The following is a 20,496-nucleotide window of genomic DNA, read 5'->3' on the forward strand; positions in this document are numbered from 1 at the left end:
GGTCGTCAGATTGAGCCACCTGGTCGCTGATTGATACAGCGCCAAACCCGTGTGGCACGGTTCCGGGGCAACTACCATCCGTGGAGTGACCGCGGGAAGCGAATCGGTTCTCGAACTGCTGCCGATGGTGTTCGCCGCCCCGAACGACGCGCTGGCGAGGGCGGAGGGGCTGCTCGACGCCGATCCCTCGCCCCTGCACGCCTCCGTCGCCCACCAGGTGATCGGCATCTGGCAGCGGGACTGGGGCGACATGCGCATCGCCCTGCACCATCTGCGGCGTGCCCGGGATCTCGCCGCGCGCGCGGATTCCGCCGACCGGGAGGCGGACGTCCTGGCGGCGCTCGGGGTCGCGTTGGTGCATGCGGGGCGCACGCAGCAGGGGCTGGCCGCGCTGGAGCGCGGGATCGAGCGCGGCAGCGGACACACACGCGCCCGCGTGCTGTTCCGCCGCGCCTACGCCCGCTGGGTCCTCGGCCACCACCGGGAGGCGCTGGAGGACGTGCGCCGGGCGATCCCGGTGCTGCGGCAGGTGGACGACGTCATCTGGACGGCCCGGGCGCTGACCCTGCGCGCGACCGTACATCTGGCGCTCGGCGCGGTGGACCGGGCGGACGCCGACTTCACGGCCGCCGAGGCGCTGTGGGACACCACGGGCCAGGAGCACGACAAGGCGGACGCGGTGGAGAGCCGGGGCCTCGCGGCGTTCCGGTCGGGCGACATCCCGGCGGCCCTGCGGCTGCTGGACGAGGCCGAGGAGCGCTACGCCAAGCTCGGCACACCGACGTTCATGCTGAACATCCGCCGCTGCGAGGTGCTGATGGCGGCCGGGCTGGCGCCGGAGGCACTGGCCGAGGCGGACGCGGCGATCGCCGTCCTCGACGGCATCGGCGGCCAGTCCACCCGCAAGGCGGAGCTGCTGCTGGCCGCCGCGCGCGCCGCCCGGCTGGCCGGCGACGCGCACACCGCGATCGCCCGTGCCGACATGGCCGTGCGGCTGTTCGCCGGACAGCGGCGCAGCTGGTGGGAGACGCACGCCCGGCTGGTGCTGATCGAGGCACGGGTGACCGCCGGGCGCAGTTCGGGGCGGCTGGTGGCCGACACGGCGGCGGTCGCCGACCGGCTGGCCTCCTTCGGCGCGCCGGCCGCGCCGGAGGCCTCGCTGCTCGCGGGCCGGATCGCGCTCACCCTGGGCTGGCGGGCGGACGCCGAGCGGCATCTGGGCGTCGCCGCCCGCAGCCGGCACAACGGGCCGCCGCTGGCGCGGATGACGGGCTGGGCGGCGCAGGCGCTGCGGGCACGGGCGGCCGGGTCCGGGCGCGGCGTCCTGGAGGCGTGCCGGCGCGGCCTCGACGTGCTCGACGCGCACCGGATGACGCTGGGCGCCTCGGAGCTCAGGGCCCGTGCCACCGCGCAGGGCGCCGAACTGGCCGCGCTGGCCCAGCAGGCCAGCCTCGACTCCGGCAGCCCGCGCCGGCTGCTGGTGTGGAGCGAGCGCTGGCGGGCCACCGCGCTGTCGACGCCGCCGACGCGGCCGCCGGCCGACCCGGAGCTGCTGAGCGACCTGACCGCGTTCCGGGAGATCGCGGCGCGTGCGGAGGAGGCCCGTAGCGACGCGCGTCCGGTGCCGGCCCTCGAGCGTGAACAGCGGCGTCTGGAGCGGGAGATCCGGTCCAGGACGCTGCGTCTGCGCGGTGACACACCCGGCGACGGCCACCGCTTCGACCCGGCCCGGCTGCTTCAGCGGCTGGGCGACGACACACGGCTGATCGAACTCGCCGTGTTGGACGGCCGGGTTCAGGTGCTGCTGTGCGGGCAGGGGCGGGTGCGCCGGTTCGAGGCCGGGCTGCTGGCCGAGGCGGAGACCGAGGCCGAGCACGTCCAGGCCGGGCTGCGGCGGCTGGCCCATCCGGGCGCGGAGGCGCGGCTGCCGGTGGTGGAGGCCGCGGGACGGCGGCTGGAGGAGCTGCTGCTGGGCCCGGCGGCGGCGCATCTCGGGGACGGTCCCGTGGTGGTCGTGCCGCCCGCCCGGCTGCACCGGGTGCCCTGGGCGCTGCTGCCGTCGCTGCGGGAGCGGGTGCTCAGCGTGTCGCCGTCGGCCAGCGGCTGGCTGCGCGCCCGGGAGACCGAGCCGCCGCCGGGCGGCCGTCAGGTGCTGGTGCGCGGACCGGGCCTGGCCACCGGCGGCGCGGAGGTGCCGCATCTGGCGGGCCGGTACGGCGGTGCCGTCGTCCTGGAACACGCCGACGCGCGGGCGGCGCAGGTGCTGGAGGAACTCGACGGTGCCGCGCTGGCCCATATCGCCGCCCATGGCACGTTCCGCGCGGACGGTCCGCTGTTCTCGTCGCTGCGGATGGCCGACGGGCCGCTGATCGTGCACGACTTCGAGCGCCTGGACCGCAGCCCGTACCGCATCATCCTGTCCTGCTGCGACACCGCACGGTTCGCCTCCGTCGGCGCCGACGAACTGCTCGGCCTGGTCACCGCGTTGCTGCCGCTGGGCACGGCCGGGGTGGTGGCGTGCACGGCACCCGTCAACGACGCCGCGGTGGTGCCGCTGATGCTCGCGCTGCACAAGGGGCTCAGCGAGGGGCTGTCCCTCGCCGAGGCCCTGCGCGACGCGCGAGCGGCACTGCCCGGCGACGCGCTGCACCGGGCCACGGGGTGGGCGTTCTCGGCCTTCGGCGCGGCGTGACGCTCCCCCGGCGACACCGCGCGGCAAACACCGCGACGGGCCGCCGGTCGTCCACGACCTCGTTGCGGCGGGCCGCGACGGGTCGCCGGTCGCCCACGGCCTCCATGCGACGCGCCGCGACGAGTCGTCCGTCGCCCACGGCCCCCTTGCGACGGGTCGCGCCGGGCCGCCGGTCATCCGCGGCCTCCATGCGACGCGCCGCAACGAGTCGTCCGTCGCCCACGGCCCCCTTGCGACGGGTCGCGCTGGGCCGACGGTCGTACGCGGCCTCGTCGCAGCGGGTCGCACGGGTCGTCCGTCCGCGGCCTCCTTGCGACGGGCCGCGACGGACCGGCGGTCGTCCACGGCCGCCTCTCGACGGGCCTCGACGAGTCGCCCGTCGTCCGCGGCCCCCTTGCGACGGGCCGCGACCGCGCGGCGGCAGCCGCGCACCGATTGCGGCACCGCGCGTCCCGACCGGCACTCGCACTCACGCCGGCAGTTCCACCAGCCACGGCAGGGCGCCGCGGTCACTGGCGCCGAGGCGCGTGTAGGCGCTGTAGAGATGGTTGCCGACGGTCCGTACGGACAGGGTGAGCTTCTCGGCGATCTGCCGGTTGCTCAGCCCGGTGGCCGCGAGCGTCACGATCTGCCGTTGCCGGGCGGTCAGTTCGCCGAGGACCAGCCCGGACAGCGCCGGGGTGCGCGCGCCCTGGCAGCGGCGGGCCAGCGCGACGGCACGGGTGCGTGAGGTTCGGGCGGCCCGCGGGTTGCGGTGCGCCCGTACGGCCTGGGCGTGCGCCTCGGCCGCGAAGAGCAGGAAGCCGCGGTCCTGGAGCTGTCGGGCCACCTGGTCGAGGGCGGGGCCGTCGGCCCGGGCGAGCGCGTCCGCGTGCGCGGCGAAGACACCGGTCAGACGGCCCACGGCACGCTCGGGGTCACCGAGACGGACGGCGTCGTAGGCGTCACCACCGACCGCCCCGCCCACCCCAGCGACACCGTCGAGGACCTCGGCCACCCCACCCACACCGCCGGCCGCCCCACCAGCGCCACCGGCCCCGGCGCCTCTCCGGCCCTCGCCGCCGACCGCCCCAGCCGCCCCGCCACGGCCGGCCCCGGCGCCCCTCCGACCGTCGCCGCCAGCAGCCCCAGCCGCCCCGCCACCGCCACCGCCGACCCCTGCGCCCCTCCGACCGTCGCCGCCAGCAGCCCCGGCCGCCCCGCCACCGCCGGCCCCGGCGCCCCTCCGGCCCTCGCCGCCGACCGCCCCAGCCGCCCCGCCACCGCCACCGCCGACCCCTGCGCCCCTCCGACCGTCGCCGCCTGCAGCCGCAAGCGTCCCGGTGGCGTCGGCGCGGGCCGCCGTGGGCCGGGTGACCGCCCCACCCCCGTGGGGGCGGCCACCCAGGATCTCGTGTGCGGCCGTGGCATCGCCCGACTGCGCCTCGGCGAGGGCGAGTTCGCGACGGCAGGAGGGATCGTCGGCGCCGGCCGACAGCCCTTCCCGCGCCCAGGCGGCCGCCTCCCGCAGCTCACCGCGCAGGCGCGCGAACCGGGCCCGTACGGCCGCGTATCCGGCCGGTACCGGTGCGCCCTCCGCGACCAGCCACTCCCCCACCGGTGCCGGTGCCTGCCGGACGTCCGCCCGTTCGATACGGCGGCTCAGCGCGGCCCGCTCGGCGTCGAGGGCGGCGCCGCACTGTTCGGGCGTACGGGACAGCCGCCTCGCCCGCAGCCGGCCGGCCGCTGCCCGCAGCACGGGGCCGTGCAGGGGGTGGGCGAGGCGGACGGCGCCGTGATCGTCGACCTGGACCAGCGCGTCGGCCTCCAGGTGTTCCACCGCGCGCAGATCGAGCCGGTCCGCGTCCAGGTCCAGCGGCAACGGCTCGGCGAAGGCGAGGCGTTCGAGGACCTCGCGCTGTGCGGCGCACGAGCGGTCCAGGACGTGCGCGGCGCGTTCACGGACCGTCGGCGTCATCGGCACGGGGCCGCGCCACGCCCACTCCTGTGTCCGCTCGACGCGGGTGAGCAGCCCTCGGTCGCGTATCGCGCCCGCGAGGTCGCGCATGAGCCGCAGGTCGCCCCGGCACAGACCGTGCAGCCGGTTGACGGTGAGCGGTTCGAGGCCGTCGCCCGCCGCTTCGGCGGCCAGCAGGCGGGCGGTGTCCTCGCGGGGCAGCGGCTCCAGACCGAGACGGGGCAGGAGTTCGCCGGTCCACAGCCGGGAGATCGCGCCGGGGACGGCGGCGCCGTCGGTGGTGACGACCAGGAGCCGGGTGCGGCCGTGCACGGCCAGCTGGTGGACCAGGGCGGCCGAGGCGTCGTCGAGCAGATGGGCGTCGTCGACGAGCAGCAGCCGTACGCCGGACAGGTGCTGGAACGCGCCGTGCAGGGAGGCCGAGTCGGGGACGAGGTGCGCGAACGCGGCGAAGCGGATACGGCGGGTCTCGGGGGTGCCGGCCACCCGGGCGCAGTCGGTGCCGCGGGCGGCCTCGGTGACTAGCCGGGTCTTGCCGCTGCCGGCCGGGCCCGTGATCACTATGCCGTGCCGGCCCGCGGCCAGGGCACCTCGGACCAGCTCCAGTTCCTCCTCCCGGCCGGTGAACGGCCAGGGCAGTTCCAGGGTCTTCGCGTCGCGTACGTAGGTCGTCACGGCAATAGGAGCGCGGTGACTCACTTCTGATACACGGGTACTTGAGTAGCCCCCGACTCAGGCGCGGGCAGCGTGCTCACGGCAACCTGTCCGCATGACCGCTCGCTACTGCTCCCTCGCGCAGCAGTCGGCCCCCGCCTTCGCACCGGGGCTGGCCGCCGAGCGGCTCAGTGCGCTCATCGGCGGTCGCCGGATGTGGGTCAACGGCACCGTGCTGCACTTCCACTTCTTCGACCGGGACTCCGACGGGTCCTCGATCCCCGACCCGGAGACCGGCGAGAGCAGGCATGTCTCGTGGGTCGGCGGCAAGGAACAGCGCGATGTCGTGCGCGAGTGCTTCCAGGAGTGGCAGGGCCTGGGCATCGGGCTGTCGTTCGTGGAGGTGGGCGACCGGTCGGAGGCCGAGCTGCGCATCGGGTTCCAGACCGGCGACGGCTCCTGGTCCACCGTCGGCAAGGACGCGCTGCGGGTCGGTCTGAACGAGCGCACCATGAACTTCGGCTGGGACCTGACGGTGCCCGGGGAACGCGGGACGGCGCTGCACGAGATCGGGCACGCGCTCGGCATGCTGCACGAGCACCAGAGCCCGTTCGCCGGCATCCACTGGGACGACGAGGCCGTGTACGCCGATCTGGCCGGCCCGCCGAACTTCTGGAGCCGGGACAAGACGTTCTTCAACATCCTGCGCAAGCTCGACGCGAACGAGGTCAACGGTTCCGTCTGGGACCCGCAGTCGATCATGGAGTACCCGTTCTCGGGCGGGCTGATCCTGGAGCCGGAGCAGTTCCGCGGGGGACTGAATCCGCCGGGTGTGCTCTCCCGGGCCGACAAGGAGTTCGTCCGCCGCTGGTACCCGCCCGCCCAGGCACCCGGCCCGCGCGAGCTGGTGCCCTTCCGCTCGGTTCCGCTGCGGCTCGGCCCGGCGGAGCAGGCCGACTTCGTCGTCGAGCCGCCGGAGACCCGCGCGTACACGGTGGGCACCTTCGGCGACAGCGACACCGTCGTCGTGGTCTTCGAGGAACGTGACGGGGAGCCCCGTTACCTCACCGGCCAGGACGACGGCGGCACCCCGCACAACGCCACACTCAAGGCGCGCCTGGTCAAGGGCCGCCGCTATGTCGTCCGGGTGCGCCTCTACGCCGGCTGGGGTTCGGGGGAGACGGCGGTCATGTGCTGGTGACGGCACACAGCCGCTGACGCACGCGGACGGGACAAGTCCACAGTCCGGCGCCGGGGAAAGTGGGCGGACGCCACCTTCGGGGGAGGGTGACGTCCGCCCACGCCGGCGTTGCCCCGCAAGGGTGCGGAACGGCTCAGTACCCCTGGACTCGCGGCCTGGCCTCGGTCCCGGCCGCCGCGTGGGCCGTCCAGTCGAGGATCTGGACGGCGGCTCCGGCGGCCTCCAGGCCCTGGCAACGGGCGTGGTGGCGGCGGGCGATGGCGTCGAGGTCGAGGTGCGCGCCGAACGCGGGGTCGGCGGTGAGCCGGCGGGCGTAGTCCCACAGCGCGGGGTGGGCCGCCACACGCTGGACCGCGGCCGCGTCCAGGTGGTGCCGGTGGACGGTGTCGAGCTGGACCAGGGTGACCCACAACTCGACGTCCGCGGCGGTGATCTGATGCCGGAGCATGTGGGTTCGCCCGTCGAGCCACCGGTCCAGCGCGCCGAGCGCACGCAGCAGGGTGCCCAGCGCCTCGTCTCGCTCAGCCGGCCGGGCGCCGGGCGCCCCTGCACCCTGGGCGGCCTCCTCGATGCCCTGCGCGCACATGCGCTCGACGGCCTCGATCTCCGACTCCGCGCCGCTCGGGTAGAGGTCCGGCCGCCCGCAGGCGAAGCGCCGGGCGAGGTCCCGGGTGATGTCGGGCGCGTGGGTGCTCACGATGCGTCCGGACCAGTCGTCGCTGAGCACCGGGGCGAGGGCCGGTCCGGCGTACCGGTGGGCGCTGGCGTCGTACAGCGGACGCAGCACGGCGTGCCCGCCGTCGGTGCAGTCGGGGATCGGGGGCAGGAAGGTCGCGGGACAGCTGTCGTCGAGGCCGAGCAGGGCGTGGGCGACGGCGATGCGCAGGCCGTCCGGGCATGCGGTCGACAGGTGGAGGCGGTAGCGGCGCGGCACGGCGTAGTGGCCGCTGCGCGCGTCCCGGCCGATACGGCCCCTGAAGGCGGCGGACTGTGTGGACACGTGAGCGGCCAACGGCGTGACGGACATGACTCTCCCCGGGGCAGGCGTGTGGATGTGCGCGGTCGGCGAAGGCGACGTGGGGGTTCAGCCCCGAGGGCTGATCGCGCTGCATACGCGGAGCAGATCGATGTGACGGCGGGACGTGAGAAGGGGCGTACGGATCACGCGAACGGTGACCGGCTCAAGACGCCCCATGTTTCCCTACCAATTCACTAGGAATCTTGATCGAGTGTCGGCCCGCCCGCGGCCGGCGTCAAGAGGGCGTCCAGGGACCGGGAAGGGGGGTCGGGGAAGCGGGGTCGAGGAAGCGGGGTCGGGGAAGCGGAGTCGGGGAAGCGGGCCCGAGAAGCGGCGGTCCCTTCCGTACAATTTGAACCCGAACGAAAATTGTCCGCTCCCCGTCCGACACCGCCTGTCCGACAGTGCGGCCAAAGGAGAGTGCCATGCCCGGCCAACGATCGATCACCGCCGCCGAGAAGCTGGCCGAGGCCAAGCTCGGCGGTATCCCGCTGCACCGGGAGCAGATGGCCGTGGTCGCCAACATCTATCGCGCCGCCTCGACGGTCCGCCAGCACCTGGAGAACTCCGTGCTGCGCGGGGCCGATCTGACCTGGACGGCGTTCGTGGTGCTCTGGGTGGTCTGGGTGTGGGGTGAGTCGGAGACGCGGCATGTCGCGGAGGAGGCCGGGATCTCCAAGGGGACGCTGACCGGCGTGGCGCGCACGCTGGAGGGGCGCGGGCTGGTGAAGCGGGCCGGGCACCCGAGCGACGGCCGGCTCGTGCTGCTCAGCCTCACCGAGGAGGGCGAGGAGCTGATGCGCCGGCTGTTCCCGGCGTTCAACGAGGAGGAGGCGTTCGTCGCCGGACAGCTCAGCGACGAGGAGTGCCGCAGTGTCGCGGAGGGCCTGCGCCGGGTGGTCCTGCAGGTCGAGGAGCAGGGCGAGGAACGCCGCCTGACCCTGCTCGACGGAGCCGAACCGGCGCCTCGCCGCAGCGGACGCCGGGCCAGGTCCGACGGCTGAGGACCCGCCCCTCGCTCAGCGCCGCCCGTGTGCCGCTTCCACCAGGGCGCCGAAGAGCGCCTGCTGTGCCGGGTCACGGTCGGCGGTGTCCTCGGGGTGCCACTGCACGGCCGTGAACCACCCCTGCGCGGCGGGGAGTTCGAGCCCTTCCACCGTTCCGTCGGCGGCTCGGGCCGTGACCGTGAGGCCGGTGCCGAGGCGCTCCACGCGCTGGTGGTGGTAGCAGGAGGCCTCCGCCTTCTCCGCGCCGAGGGCTCGCTCCAGCAGGGTGCCGCGTTCGACCGCCACCGGGTGCACGAGGTGCCGGTGTTCGCGTTGGGGGCCGCCCATGTCCTGCTCCAGCGTGCCGCCGAGGGCGACGTTCACGGCCTGCAGGCCGCGGCAGACCGCCAGCAGGGGGGTGCCGAGGTCCAGTGCGCGCCGCGCGACTTCGAGGTCGAAGGCGTCCTGGAGGTCGTCGACGTCGTAGACGGCCGCGTGGGTGTCGGCCGCGCCGTAGCGGTGCGGGGCGAGGTCGCCGCCGCCGGGGAGCAGGACGCCGTCGAAGCGGGCGAGCCGGTCCGCGACGTCGGCGTGCGCGGGGTCGGCCGGATGGATGCTCGCCGGTTCGCCGCCCGCTCGCCACACCGCCTCGATCAGCGCCCGGGCGTTGACCTCGGCGGCGTACCGCAGGGCCGAGGTGGTGGCGGAGAAACGGGCGGGGACGGCGATCAGGGGACGTCTCACAGCTGGATCCAGGTCGTCTTGAGTTCGGTGTACTTTTCCAGGGCGTGCGCGGACTTGTCGCGGCCGTTCCCGGACTGCTTCATGCCGCCGAAGGGGACGGTCAGGTCGCCCTCCTCGTAGCAGTTGACCCAGACCGTGCCGGCCCTCAGGGCACGCGAGACGCGGTGGGCGGTGGACAGGTCGGAGGTCCACAGGCCGGCGGCGAGGCCGTACTCGGTGGCGTTGGCCAGCCGTACCGCCTCGTCCAGGTCGTCGAAGGCGAGGACGGACAGGACCGGGCCGAAGATCTCCTCGCGGGCCAGCCGCATCGTGGGCTCGACGCCGTCGAAGACGGTCGGCTCCAGGTAGGTGCCGCCGGTCTCGGTGAGGACGCGCTCACCGCCGGTCCGCAGCCGTGCGCCCTCCTCCCGGCCGGTCCCGATGTGGCCGAGGACGCGGCCGAGGTGGGCCTCGCCGACCAGGGCGCCCATCTCGGTGGCCGGGTCCAGGGGGTCGCCGATCCGCAGCTCGCGGGCGCGGCGTACGACGGCCTCGGTGACGCGTTCGGCGACGGAGGAGTGCACGAGCAGCCGGGAGGGTGCCGTGCACATCTCGCCCTGGTTGAAGAAGATGCCCCAGGCCGCGGTGGCGGCGGCCCGGTCGAGGTCGGGGGCGTCGGGCAGGACGATGTTCGGTGACTTGCCGCCGAGTTCGAGCCAGACACGCTTGAGGTTGGAGTCGGCCGCGTAGCGCAGGAAGTGCCGGCCGACGGCGGTGGAGCCGGTGAAGGCCAGGACGTCGACGTCGGGGTGGAGTCCGAGGGCCCGCCCGGCGACGGGGCCCTCGCCGTTCACCACGTTGAGCACACCGGGCGGCAGTCCCGCCTCGGTGGCGAGACGGGCGAGCGTCAACGCCGACAGCGGGGAGTTCTCCGACGGCTTCAGTACGACCGTGCAGCCCGCGGCGAGCGCCGGGGCGACCTTCCAGCCCGCCAGGGTCAGGGGGAAGTTCCAGGGAACGACCGCGCCGACGACGCCGGCCGGTTCCCGGGTGACCAGGGCGAGGGCATCGGGGGCGGTGTGCGGGGACTCGTCGGTGAGCTTGTCGGCGAGCTGGCCGTACCAGCGGAAGGTGTTGACGGCGGCACGCAGTTCGATGTCGTGGGCGTCCGTGACGGGTTTGCCCATCTCCAGGCTGACCGTCAGGGCCAGTTCGGCCCGCCGTTCCTCCAGCAACTCGGCCAGCCGCAGCAGCACCCGGCCGCGCTCGGCGGGGGCGAGGCGCGGCCAGGGCCCGGTGTCGAAGGCGCGCCGGGCGGCGGCGACGGCCGCGTCCACCTCGGCGGCGCCCGCGTCGGCGATCTGCGTCAGCACCTGCCCGTCCCGGGGTGAGACGGCCGCGAAGGTCCCTCCGGCGCCGGGTTCGTCGGCGCCGTCGATGTGATGGGCGCCGGACAGGTGCAGGGACTTGGCGCGACGCAGCCACTCTTCGTGGGTGACGGCCGGCATGCGAAAACCTCCAGATGACGTTCGATAGCGAAGAAGACGGTCGGGGCCGGGCGCCGCCGGGCCTCCCCCGTCGGGCACTCACCCGCCGTCCGGCCGACGGCTCCTCGGCCCCGACCGGACGACAGGGGTGGCCCCACCGGCCTAAGTGCGGGCCGAGCGCGTCAGACGGCCGGTGACGACGCCCAGCACCAGGACGGCCGGAACCGCTGCCTGGAGCCACAGGGCGGTCGTACGGTCGCCGCCGATGAGGGTGGTGAAGTTCTCCACGATCAGCCAGATCGCCCCGGCGATCCCCACGGCCCCCAGCAGCGGGGCGACCAGTGTGTTCCACGGCCGGGTGTCGAGGCGTTCGCGCCGGAAGAAGGCGACGACCGAGACCGAGGTCAGGAAGTACAGGAGCATGATCGCCAGTACGGCGATGCCGCTGCCCCACGAGAACAGGGTGAGCACCGGGTCCTTGCCGGCGAGCGCGAACGGGATCACCAGCAGGACGGCGATCGACGTCTGCACGAAGCCCGCGACACCGGGCGAGTGCCGGCGGTTGACCGCCGACACCCCGCGCGGCAGGAGTCCCTCACGGCTGAGCGAGAACAGATAGCGGTTGGCCGAGTTGTGGAAGGCCAGGATGCCGGCGAAGAGCGAGGTGGCCAGCAGGATCGGCAGCACGTCGTTGACCCAGGTGCCGAACTGGGCGGCGATCGGCGCGAAGACGAATGCCGTCGAGTCACCGCTCTCCAGCGCCGCGCCCGCCGCGCCGGCCGCCTTCGAGGCGCCGTAGGAGGAGATGAGCATCCAGGAGGCGAAGGCGAAGAAGCCGGTGACGAGGGCGACGGCCGCGTACGTCGCCCGGGGCACCGTTCTGCGCGGCTCGCGCGCCTCCTCGCCGTAGATCGCGGTGGCCTCGAAGCCGATCATCGACGCCACGGCGAACATCAGCGCCACGCCCGGTGCCCCCTCCAGGGCCGCGCCCGGCGAGAACGTGTCGGCGAAGCCGAGGCCCTCGGGCCCGCCGCCCTTGGCGAAGGTGACGACGGCGAAGACGCTGAGGATGCTGAACTCGGCCAGCACGAACACGGCCAGCACCTTCGCGCCCATCTCGATGCCCAGGGCGCCGAGGACCTGCACGATCGCCATCGTGACCAGGGCACACACCCACCAGGGCACGTCGATGCCGGCGTAGTGCGCCAGCAGCCCGCTCACGGTGGCCCCGTACAGCCCGTACATGGCGGCCTGGACCGCGCAGTACGCGAAGAGGGCGATGCCCGCGCTGCCGTGGCCGAGGTCCCGGCCGAGCCCTTTGCCGATGTAGCGGTAGAAGGCTCCGGCGTCCACCACGTGCCGGCCCATGGCGACGAAGCCGACCGAGAACAGCAGGGTGATCAGACCGGCCGCGAGATAGGCGGCCGGGGCCCCGGCGCCGTTTCCGATGGCCACGGCGATGGGGACGGCGCCCGCGACGCCGGTGAGCGGCGCCTGGGCGGAGAGGACGAAGAAGAGGATGCCCAGCACGCCGAGAGAGTTGGGCTTGAGCTTGCCTGCGGTGGAGGCGTCGGGCGCGGTCTGGTTCGGGACCGCCGTCTGACTGTCCACTCGGATCACCTGCCAGGGGAAAGGAGGATTTCGTTTCAGGCCAAACGAGTTGCCCCATGGTGGGCTGGAACTATCCGTTTGGCAAGGGGTGGCGCCGAGAATTGCCGCGACAACAGGGAAGGACCCCGGGCCACGGGTGCCCGGGGTCCTGGAAGGTGCAGGTCAGCCGTCGTTCTCCGACTGCTCGCGGCCGTCGGCCACGAGCAGTCGGAGCAGCCCGCGCAGCTCCTCGATCGCGGCGTCGGTGGTCTCGGGCTCACCGAACACGAGCTGGTGCAGTACGAGCCCGTCCAGGGCCGCGAAGATCAGCCGGGTCAGCGGCCGCCCGGCGTCCGCGGGGAGCATGCGGGACAGCTCGCGTCGGGTGGCGTCGAAGTAGTCGTCGTACAGGGCGCGGATCTGCGGCAGCAGCTCCGGGCGGCGCCGTGCCTCCAGCAGCAGCTCGTACTGGAAGGCCTGGATGTCCGGGTCGGCGATGACCATGTCGGAGACGCCCACCGAGAAGTCGGCGACCTTGCCGGTGCCCGGTTCGAGCGCGCTGGTGTTGAGCGAGGTGCGGATCGCGTGGGCGAGGGCCTCCTCGATCAGCGCGTCGCGGGAGCCGAAGTGGTGGACGACCAGGCCGTGCGTGGTGCCGGCCTCCTGGGCGACCGCCCGGTAGGTGAGCTTGCGCAGCCCGCCGCGCGCCACGACCCGCACCGCGGCGTTGAGCAGCGCCTCGCGGCCCTCGCCGTAGTTCATGCGCTTGCGTGGCTTGCGGTCCCCCTGGGGGTCCTCGGAGCCCGTCGACCCGGCGGACCGGCCGGCTCCCTCGGCGGATGCGGTCATGTTCGCGACCTTACCCGCCGGGTCCGGCACGGCCGTGCGCACGGTCAACGCCTGGGCGGCCGGATGCCGCGGAACTCCCAGTCCCCGCCGAGCGCGGTGGACAGCACCTCCTCGGACTCGGTCGGCTGGGCGCCCACGTCCGCGCGGACCGGGGTGGGGCCGGTGACGATGTGGTTGGTGAGCCGGCCGAGACCCTCGACCTCGACCTCGACGACGTCGCCGGGTTGGACGGGGCGGGAGTTGGCCGGGGTGCCGGACAGGAGCACGTCGCCCGGGTGGAGGGTGATCGTGCGGGCGATGTCGGCGACGAGGTAGTGCATGTCCCACTTCATCTCGTCGGTCGAACCGTCCTGCACGACCTCGCCGTTGACGTACGTCCGCAGCCGCTTGCCGTGGAAGTCCCAGTCCGTGACCAGGCCGGGGCCGAGCGGGCAGAGGGTGTCGGAGCCCTTGACCCGGAGCATGGAGCCCGCGTCGGTGTCGCGGAAGTCGTGCAGCCCGTAGTCGTTGGCGATCGTGTAGCCGGCGATGTACTCCCCCGCCTCGGCCGGGGAGATGTTCCGTGCGGTCCGCCCGATCACGATGGCGACCTCGCCCTCGTAGTTGAGCCACTTGCAGCCCTCGGGGCGGACGATCGCGCCCTTGTGGGAGTTGAGGGACGAGGTCGGCTTGTGGAAGTAGGTCGGGGTGTCGGGCAGGTCGATGCGGAACTCGTCGACCCGGCTGCGGTGGTTGAGGTGGACGGCGATCACCTTGGACGGGACGACCGGGGGCAGGTGCCGGGCGTCCTCGGTCTTGACGCGGCGGCCGTCCCCGGCGACGAGTTCGTCCCCGTCGACGGTGACCTGGACGGCGGCGCCGTCGAGAAGGATGCGGCGGTGTTCGGGCATGGCGGAGAGCTCCTAGCTACGGCTGTGAGGGGTGCGCGGGGACTGGGAGAGGCCGGTGCCGGTCCAGCCGTCGGCGGGACGGTCGAACCACAGATGCACCTGGCCGGTGCCGATGGAGTTCTCGTACGCGCCGTACTGGCGGGCCCCGGCGACGCAGGACCGCTCGCCGAGGGCGCCGGCCATCATCAGGTAGTGGAAGAACTTCGCCTCGGGCTTGTACTTCCAGAACTCGTCCATGGTGTCGAGGACCTTGTCGTGACGGCCCTCCTTGAACCAGGCGATCCGCTCGTGGTCGGCCGCCCGGGCCTCGGGGGTGAAGATGTGGGCGGTGTCGCTGGACTCGTGGTCGCGCAGCTCGCGCAGCGGCCAGAAGGTGTGCGACAGGGCACCGGAGGCGATGAGCAGGACGCGGCGGCCAGGGGTGGCCGCGATCCCGTCGGCCAGGGCCCGGCCGAGCCGCAGATGGTCCTCCATGTCGCCGGTCTGGCACACCCCGATGGTGACCCACCGCTTGTCCGGCAGCCCCTCCCCGAGGAACTTCCAGAGGTTGATGGTGGCGTAGTAGATCGGCAGGTACTCGTCCTCGATCGCGGTGATCCAGGTGCCGTGCCGGTCCGCGAACCCCGCGATGTTCCGGGCGAGTTCGGGGTCGCCCGGGAAGTCGTACGGCATCCGGCACATGCCGCGCGGCAGCTCCTCGGAGGTGAAGAGCCCGGCCCGGCGCTGCTGGGCGGTGACGACGAACTCGACGGTGGTGGCCCAGTGGGAGTCGAGGACGACGACGGTGTCGTAGTCGTCGCGTTCGAAGACCTCCCGGCGGAGTTCCCTCAGGCCGGTGACGAGGGTGATCTCCTTGCCCTCGTTGAGTTCCAGCCGGTCGGCCTCCGGCAGCACGATGGTGGGGACGTGGGCGAGCAGCCCGGCCCCGACGATCTCACCCATGGCTCCGGCTCCATCCGTTCGGGGCGGTCACGGTGTTCTTCAGGTCGCAGTAGAAGTCGAAGCTCCAGGTGCCGCCCTCACGGCCGACGCCGGAGTGGCGGGAGCCGCCGAACGGGGCCTGGAGGTCGCGGACGAAGAAGCAGTTGACCCAGACCGTGCCCGCGACGAGCTGCTCGGTGACGCGCCGGGCGCGCTCCTTGTCGCTGGTGGCGACGGTGGCGGCGAGCCCGAACCGGGTGTCGTTGGCGAGGCGTACGGCCTCGTCCTCGTCGGCGAAGGTCTGGAGGGTGAGGACCGGCCCGAAGACCTCCTCCTGCACGATCTCGGAGTCCTGGGCGACATCGGTGAGCAGGGTCGGCGCGTAGTACTGCCCGTCCTCGCGATGCCCGCCGATGACCGCCCGGGCCCCGGCGGCGACGGCCCGCCGCACGAACCCGTCGATCTTCTCCAGCTGACGGGGGTGGATGTTGGGCCCGATGTCGGTGGCCTCGTCGCGCGGGTCGCCCTGCGTCAACTGCCCGGCCTTCGCCACGAACCGGCGCGTGAACTCCTCGGCGACCGTCTCCTCGACCAGCAGCCGCGTCCCCGCCAGACACACCTGCCCGGCGTTGTCGTACTGCTCCACGGCGAGGTCGACGGCGAGCTCCAGGTCGGCGTCGGCGAACACCAGCAGCGGTGACTTGCCGCCGAGTTCGAGGCTGAGCGGGGTGAGGTGCGCGGCGGCGGACGCGGCGATCCGCTGGGCGGTGGGGACCGAGCCGGTGAAGCTGATCCGGCGCACGTCCGGGTGGGAGGTGAGGGCGTCGCCGATCTCGGCGCCGTGTCCCTGGACGACGTTGAGGACACCGGCGGGCAGGCCGGCCTCCGCGGCGATGTCAGCCAGCAGGGAGGCGGTGAGCGGGGACCACTCGGCGGGCTTGAGGACGACGGTGTCGCCGGCCGCGAGCGCCGGGGCGACCTTCCAGGTGGCCAGCATGAGCGGGGCGTTCCACGGGGTGATCAGCACGCAGGGCCCGGCGGGTTCCCAGGAGACGTGGTTGGTGTGCCCGCGCGTCTCGAAGTCCTCGTGGTCGAGGGTGAGCAACCAGTCGGCGAAGAAGCGGAAGTTGTGCGCGACGCGGGGCATGACGCCCCGGCGGTGCGAGCGCAGCAGCGCGCCGTTGTCGGTGGTCTCGACGACGGCGAGCTCCTCGATCCGCTTCTCGACGCCGTCGGCGATGGCGTGCAGGATGCGGGCGCGCTCGGCACGGGGCGTGGCGGCCCAGGCGGGAAACGCCGCACGGGCGGCGGCGACGGCCGCCTCGGCCTCGGCGGGACCACCGCGGGCGATCTCACCGATGACGCTGCCGTCGATGGGGGAGGTGTCGGTAAAGGTGGCGCCGGAGGCGACACGCCTGCCGCCGATCCAGTGCCGGGTGTCGACGGAGACACCGGCGACGGTGATCTTCTCAACCATGGGAAGGGCTCCATTCGTACGAAGAGGAATCTGACCCACCAGGGGCGCGGGGCTGTATCGATTTGCGGCTCCGCCGCGTGGGCGCGACCAGCCACGACGGACTCGCAGCCCGCCACCGGCAGTCACTCGGCAACCGCTTCCGACGTACCGGCCTCCAACAGCCGCCCCCCGTCCCAGACCACCCCGACCTGCCGGTAGTACGCGGCGATCGGCTCACGCACCTCCAGCCGGGCCAGCTCCTCCGTCGGCGCCTCGAAGAGCTCCAACTCGGCCTCTCCGACCCAGGGTTGACCCGCCTCGAAGGACGCCGCCCCCGTCTCGACCAGCTCGTCGAGCGCCAGCCCCTTGCCCTTCTCGATGGAGGGAAGCCACCGGTGATGGGCCATCGGATGCGCGTTCACGAACCCGTTCGACCCGGCCGGCTCCCGCAGCGTCACCACGGCCTGGGCCAGCCGCCGGTCAGCCGCGGCCAGCGTCGCCCCGAACCGCCCCCCCGCCTCGATCCGCGGAGCGGGCCCGTAGGGATGCGGCCGCGTCTGGTGGATGGACCCGAGCTTCTTCGGATAGCCCTGGTGCAGCCCGCGCGCGATGGCGAAGTCCTTGTCGACCCAGATGTACACGCACCGCGAGTAGGTCGTCCCCCGGTACTTGCACCGGACGACCGCGAAGGCCTCCTTGTACTGGGACAGCACCGGGTCGAGCAGCTCCGCCCCGGACTGCGAGCAGGACTGCCAGTCGGCCCAGATCAGGGCGACGGCCCCGGGATCCTCGTCGGCCAACTCCAGTGGCTCGGGCAGCAGTTCCCGCACTCGTGCCGGGTCGGTGCGGTACTCGACGGTCAGCAGGTCGCCGGAGTAGAGCCACGGCGGCGACGGGATCAGCGACGAGGCACCGCTGCCGGTCTTGGGGTGGAAGTAACCACGGACTGGGGACATGACGGGGTTCCTTACGCGGTGAGGGCGGGCTGCTTCAGCAGCTGGGCGCGGTAGCGGGCGGCACCCATGGCGGCGCTGTGGCTGCCGAGCGCGACGACGCCGACCAGCCGGTCGTCGGCGTGGTAGCCCACCAGGACGTCGCCTTCGGGGTCGCCGTCCAGGACGCGTACGTCGCCGAGGCCGAGCGCGGGCGCGCCGAACGACTGGAGGCGGAAGTCGTGCTGGTCGCTCCAGAACGTGGGCAGCGGAGCGAAGGGAGCGAGGTCGGCCCGGCCGCCCGCGAGATGAGCGGCCAGCGTCCGTGCCGCGTGCTTGGCCGTGTCGGTGGGGATGGACCAGTGCTCGACGCGGCGGCAGGCGCCGTCGTAGCGGGCGTTGGGGAAGCGGGCCACGTCGCCGACGGCCACGACGTCCGGCCGGCCGCCGACGCGGAGCTGCTCGTCGGTGAGGACGCCGTCGGTGAGGTCGAGCCCGTTGCCGTCCAGCCATTCGGTGTTGGCGAGGGAGCCGACCGACTCGACCACCACGTCGGCGGGCAGGACGGAGCCGTCGGAGAGGACGACGCCCGTCACGCGTTCCTCGCCCTCGAAGCCGGCGACCCCGGTGCCGAGCGCGAAGCGGACGCCGCGGTCCTCGTGCCGCCGGAGCAGGGCCCGCGCGAGCAGGTCCCCGAGCGGTCCGACCATGGGCAGGGGCAGGGGGTCGACGACGGTCACCTCGGTGACGCCGAGCGCTGTGGCGGTCGCGGCGACCTCGCACCCGATGAAGCCGGCGCCGACCACGACCACCCGCGCGCCGGGGCGCGTCAGTTCCTCGCGCAGGCCCCGGGCGTCGTCGATGGTGCGGACGGTGTGGCGGCCGGTGAGCGGGCCGGGGCAGCGCAGCCGCCGGGGGCGCATGCCGGTGGCGACGACCAGTCCGTCGTACGGGATCTCGGATCCGTCGTCGAGGGCGACGGTGCGCTCGGCCAGCCGGGCGGCGGTGACCCGGGTGCCCAGGCGCCAGTCCACGTCGGCGGCGGCCTGCTTCGGGGTGAAGGCCAGCGACGCGAAGGGCGCCTTGCCCGCGAGGACCTCCTTCGACAGCGGAGGCCGGTTGTAGGGCATGTGGGGCTCGTCGCCCACCACCGTGACGGCGCCGGTCCAGCCGGCCGCGCGCAGCTGCTCGGCCGCGCGCAGGCCGCCCATCGAGGCGCCGGCGACGACCACGCGTCCGGTCATGGGGCTCAGCCCTCGATCCGGATGGCCTGGAGCGGGCAGACGTCGGCGGCTTCCTCGACCTCGTCGCGCAGCGCGTCGTCGGGGTCGGAGACGTGCACGAGGTGTCCGTCCTCGTCCATCGAGAAGACGTCGGGGGCCACGAAGACGCACTGGCCGTGGTCCTGGCACTTGTTCATGTCGACTACGACCTTCATGGCCGGTCCTCCTGGAGGTGAGGGCGTCGGAGCGGGGTGAAGGGGGTGCGGGCCCGGCCGGCTGTGCGGCCGGGCCCCTTGGCCAAAGGGGTGCGAGAGCCGCACCCCTGACTCGTTTGGCTTCAAACAACATAGGAAGCCGCTCGACCCTGGTCAATACCTGTCCAGGTGGATAAATTTTTGGGGCCGCCCCCTTGCGGGACGACGAATCCTCTCCATACCGTTCGGGTTCAAACGACGACCCGGGGTCGCCTCTTCCCCATCCCGCACCCTCCGTTCAGGTCGTCCGCACGCCACCCTTCCCATCCGCCGAGGAGACATCGGTGAGCGCTCACGACAACCCAGACATCCGCCGGCACATGGAGCGGCTCACCGCCGAAGGTGTGGACGTGGTCCGGGTGACCTATCCCGACCTCATCGGCACCGACCGCGCCCGTGACGTGCTGGTGGACCATCTGCCGGCGGCCTGCGAGCACGGTCTGGCCTTCTGCCGGGCCGTCTACCACACCACCCCGCAGGGCGACGTGGTCCCGGTCGCGGGCGGCCTGGACGCCGGGCTGCCCGACGTCACCGTGCGCCCCGACCTGTCCACCCTGACCGCGCTCCCCTGGGAACCCGGCGTCGCCACCTGTCTCGGCGAGGTCACCGACCCGGCGACCGGCGCCCCCGCCCCCGAGTCACCGCGCGACCTGCTGCGCACGGTCCTGGCCCGCTGCGCCGAGCAGGGCCTTGGTCCGGTCGTCGGCCCGGAGCTGGAGTACTTCCTGCTGGAGCAGACCGCCGCGGGCTGGCGTCGGCACCCCGAGACGACCGGCGCCGTCTACACGGCCGGCCTGCGCGCCGACCCCTCGAACCATCTGCTGCGCACCCTGCGCCACCTGCGCGACCTGGGCATCGGCGTGATCACCGGCAACCACGAGTTCGACGGTGGCCAGTACGAGATCAACCTCACCCACTCCGACGCGCTGGACGCCGCCGACCGCTCCTTCCGCTTCAAGGCCGCCGTCAAGGAGCTCGCCCGCCGGGAGGGCCTGCTGGCCACCTTCATGGCCAAGCCGTTCGGCGACGCGGGCGGCTCGGGTTTCCATCTGCACCTGTCCTGCGACGACGCCGAGGGCGGCAACGCCTTCGACGACCCCGCGGGCGCCCACGGCCTGTCGGCCGTCGCCCGGCACGCGATCGCCGGCATCCTCGCCCACGCGCCCGCGCTCGCCGCGCTGCTCAACCCGACCGTGAACTCCTACAAACGCTTCGGCCCGGACACCCTCGCGCCCTGGCTGATCGACTGGGGCACGGACAACCGCAGCGCCATGGTCCGCATCCCGCCCGAGCGCGGCGCCGGCGCCCGCCTGGAGCTGCGCCTCGGCGACGCGAGCGCCAACCCCTATCTGGCGATCGCCGCCACCCTCGCCGCCGCCCTCCTCGGAATCCGCGCCGGCGAGGAGCCCCCGCCCCCGCTGGAGGGCTACGGCTACGACACCGCGCGCTCCGCGCTGCTGCCCACCGACCTGTCCGCCGCGCTCGACGCGCTGGAGGCGGACACCGACCTGGCCGACCTGCTCGGCAAGGACTTCACCACCTCCTACCTCACCTACAAGCGCAACGAGGTCGAACGCTTCCAACGGCACGTCACCGACTGGGAGTTCACCGAGTACGCCTACCACCTGTGACCCCGGCAGACCCCTGTGACACCCAGGAGCCA

17 protein-coding genes are annotated in these 20,496 nt (G+C 73.5%); 4 read left to right on the forward strand and 13 right to left on the reverse strand.

Features of this window, described 5'->3' with window-relative positions:
* The first annotated feature begins 124 nt into the window (after positions 1-124).
* A complete protein-coding gene (locus ACGFW6_RS05595; RefSeq protein ID WP_393505113.1) occupies positions 125-2,692 on the forward strand; it encodes a CHAT domain-containing protein in 2,568 nt (855 codons plus the stop codon).
* A gap of 469 nt (positions 2,693-3,161) precedes the next feature.
* Here ACGFW6_RS05595 and ACGFW6_RS05600 read toward each other — a convergent pair whose 3' ends face one another.
* Positions 3,162-5,324 (reverse strand): LuxR C-terminal-related transcriptional regulator, encoded by a 2,163-nt coding sequence (locus ACGFW6_RS05600; protein ID WP_393504931.1) that lies wholly within the window; start codon positions 5,322-5,324, stop codon positions 3,162-3,164.
* A 94-nt stretch (positions 5,325-5,418) separates the two neighbouring features.
* Between ACGFW6_RS05600 and ACGFW6_RS05605 the strand changes: the two genes are divergently transcribed.
* Complete coding sequence (locus ACGFW6_RS05605; RefSeq protein WP_393504933.1) at positions 5,419-6,504, forward strand: M12 family metallopeptidase; 1,086 nt, start codon at positions 5,419-5,421, stop codon at positions 6,502-6,504.
* A gap of 133 nt (positions 6,505-6,637) precedes the next feature.
* Here the strand turns inward: ACGFW6_RS05605 and ACGFW6_RS05610 are convergent, their stop codons facing one another.
* Both ACGFW6_RS05610 and ACGFW6_RS05615 read right to left on the reverse strand, forming a co-directional pair.
* Entirely contained in the window at positions 6,638-7,531 is an 894-nt protein-coding gene (locus ACGFW6_RS05610) for a glutathione S-transferase C-terminal domain-containing protein (RefSeq protein WP_393504934.1), read from the reverse strand.
* A gap of 57 nt (positions 7,532-7,588) precedes the next feature.
* Positions 7,589-7,699, reverse strand: a complete 111-nt coding sequence (locus ACGFW6_RS05615; protein WP_393504936.1) for a putative leader peptide — start codon at positions 7,697-7,699, stop codon at positions 7,589-7,591.
* 248 nt (positions 7,700-7,947) lie between these two features.
* On the opposite strand from ACGFW6_RS05615, the gene ACGFW6_RS05620 reads away from it, so the two are divergent.
* On the forward strand, positions 7,948-8,526 hold the full coding sequence (locus ACGFW6_RS05620) for a MarR family winged helix-turn-helix transcriptional regulator (protein ID WP_393504938.1): 579 nt from the start codon (positions 7,948-7,950) through the stop codon (positions 8,524-8,526).
* Between the two features lie 15 nt (positions 8,527-8,541).
* Here the strand turns inward: ACGFW6_RS05620 and ACGFW6_RS05625 are convergent, their stop codons facing one another.
* The 10 genes from ACGFW6_RS05625 to ACGFW6_RS05670 form a co-directional block, all read right to left on the reverse strand.
* Complete coding sequence (locus tag ACGFW6_RS05625; protein WP_393504940.1) at positions 8,542-9,252, reverse strand: gamma-glutamyl-gamma-aminobutyrate hydrolase family protein; 711 nt, start codon at positions 9,250-9,252, stop codon at positions 8,542-8,544.
* On the reverse strand, positions 9,249-10,739 hold the full coding sequence (locus ACGFW6_RS05630) for an aldehyde dehydrogenase (RefSeq protein ID WP_393504942.1): 1,491 nt from the start codon (positions 10,737-10,739) through the stop codon (positions 9,249-9,251). The genes ACGFW6_RS05625 and ACGFW6_RS05630 overlap by 4 nt, the downstream gene beginning before the upstream one ends.
* Positions 10,740-10,880: 141 nt before the next feature.
* Positions 10,881-12,329 carry an APC family permease gene (locus tag ACGFW6_RS05635; protein WP_393504944.1) on the reverse strand — a complete coding sequence of 483 codons (1,449 nt, stop codon included), beginning with the start codon at positions 12,327-12,329 and terminating at the stop codon, positions 10,881-10,883.
* 162 nt (positions 12,330-12,491) lie between these two features.
* Positions 12,492-13,157 (reverse strand): TetR/AcrR family transcriptional regulator, encoded by a 666-nt coding sequence (locus ACGFW6_RS05640; protein WP_393504946.1) that lies wholly within the window; start codon positions 13,155-13,157, stop codon positions 12,492-12,494.
* A gap of 44 nt (positions 13,158-13,201) precedes the next feature.
* Positions 13,202-14,047, reverse strand: coding sequence for a fumarylacetoacetate hydrolase family protein (locus tag ACGFW6_RS05645; RefSeq protein WP_393504948.1), 846 nt, complete (start codon positions 14,045-14,047; stop codon positions 13,202-13,204).
* Between the two features lie 12 nt (positions 14,048-14,059).
* Positions 14,060-14,989, reverse strand: coding sequence for a 3,4-dihydroxyphenylacetate 2,3-dioxygenase (locus ACGFW6_RS05650; RefSeq protein WP_393504950.1), 930 nt, complete (start codon positions 14,987-14,989; stop codon positions 14,060-14,062).
* Complete coding sequence (locus ACGFW6_RS05655; RefSeq protein ID WP_393504952.1) at positions 14,982-16,445, reverse strand: aldehyde dehydrogenase; 1,464 nt, start codon at positions 16,443-16,445, stop codon at positions 14,982-14,984. Before ACGFW6_RS05655 ends, ACGFW6_RS05650 begins: the two co-directional genes overlap by 8 nt.
* A gap of 122 nt (positions 16,446-16,567) precedes the next feature.
* Entirely contained in the window at positions 16,568-17,380 is an 813-nt protein-coding gene (locus ACGFW6_RS05660; RefSeq protein WP_393504954.1) for an acetoacetate decarboxylase family protein, read from the reverse strand.
* Between the two features lie 11 nt (positions 17,381-17,391).
* The gene (locus ACGFW6_RS05665; RefSeq protein ID WP_393504956.1) at positions 17,392-18,600 is read right to left on the reverse strand and encodes an NAD(P)/FAD-dependent oxidoreductase; all 1,209 of its coding nucleotides are present in this window, start codon (positions 18,598-18,600) and stop codon (positions 17,392-17,394) included.
* 5 nt (positions 18,601-18,605) lie between these two features.
* The gene (locus tag ACGFW6_RS05670; protein WP_393504958.1) at positions 18,606-18,794 is read right to left on the reverse strand and encodes a ferredoxin; all 189 of its coding nucleotides are present in this window, start codon (positions 18,792-18,794) and stop codon (positions 18,606-18,608) included.
* A 359-nt stretch (positions 18,795-19,153) separates the two neighbouring features.
* Between ACGFW6_RS05670 and ACGFW6_RS05675 the strand changes: the two genes are divergently transcribed.
* Positions 19,154-20,464, forward strand: a complete 1,311-nt coding sequence (locus ACGFW6_RS05675) for a glutamine synthetase family protein (protein ID WP_393505114.1) — start codon at positions 19,154-19,156, stop codon at positions 20,462-20,464.
* The last annotated feature ends 32 nt before the right edge of the window (positions 20,465-20,496 follow it).

This window comes from Streptomyces sp. Y7 (assembly GCF_043195415.1).
Classification (GTDB): Bacteria; Actinomycetota; Actinomycetes; order Streptomycetales; family Streptomycetaceae; genus Streptomyces.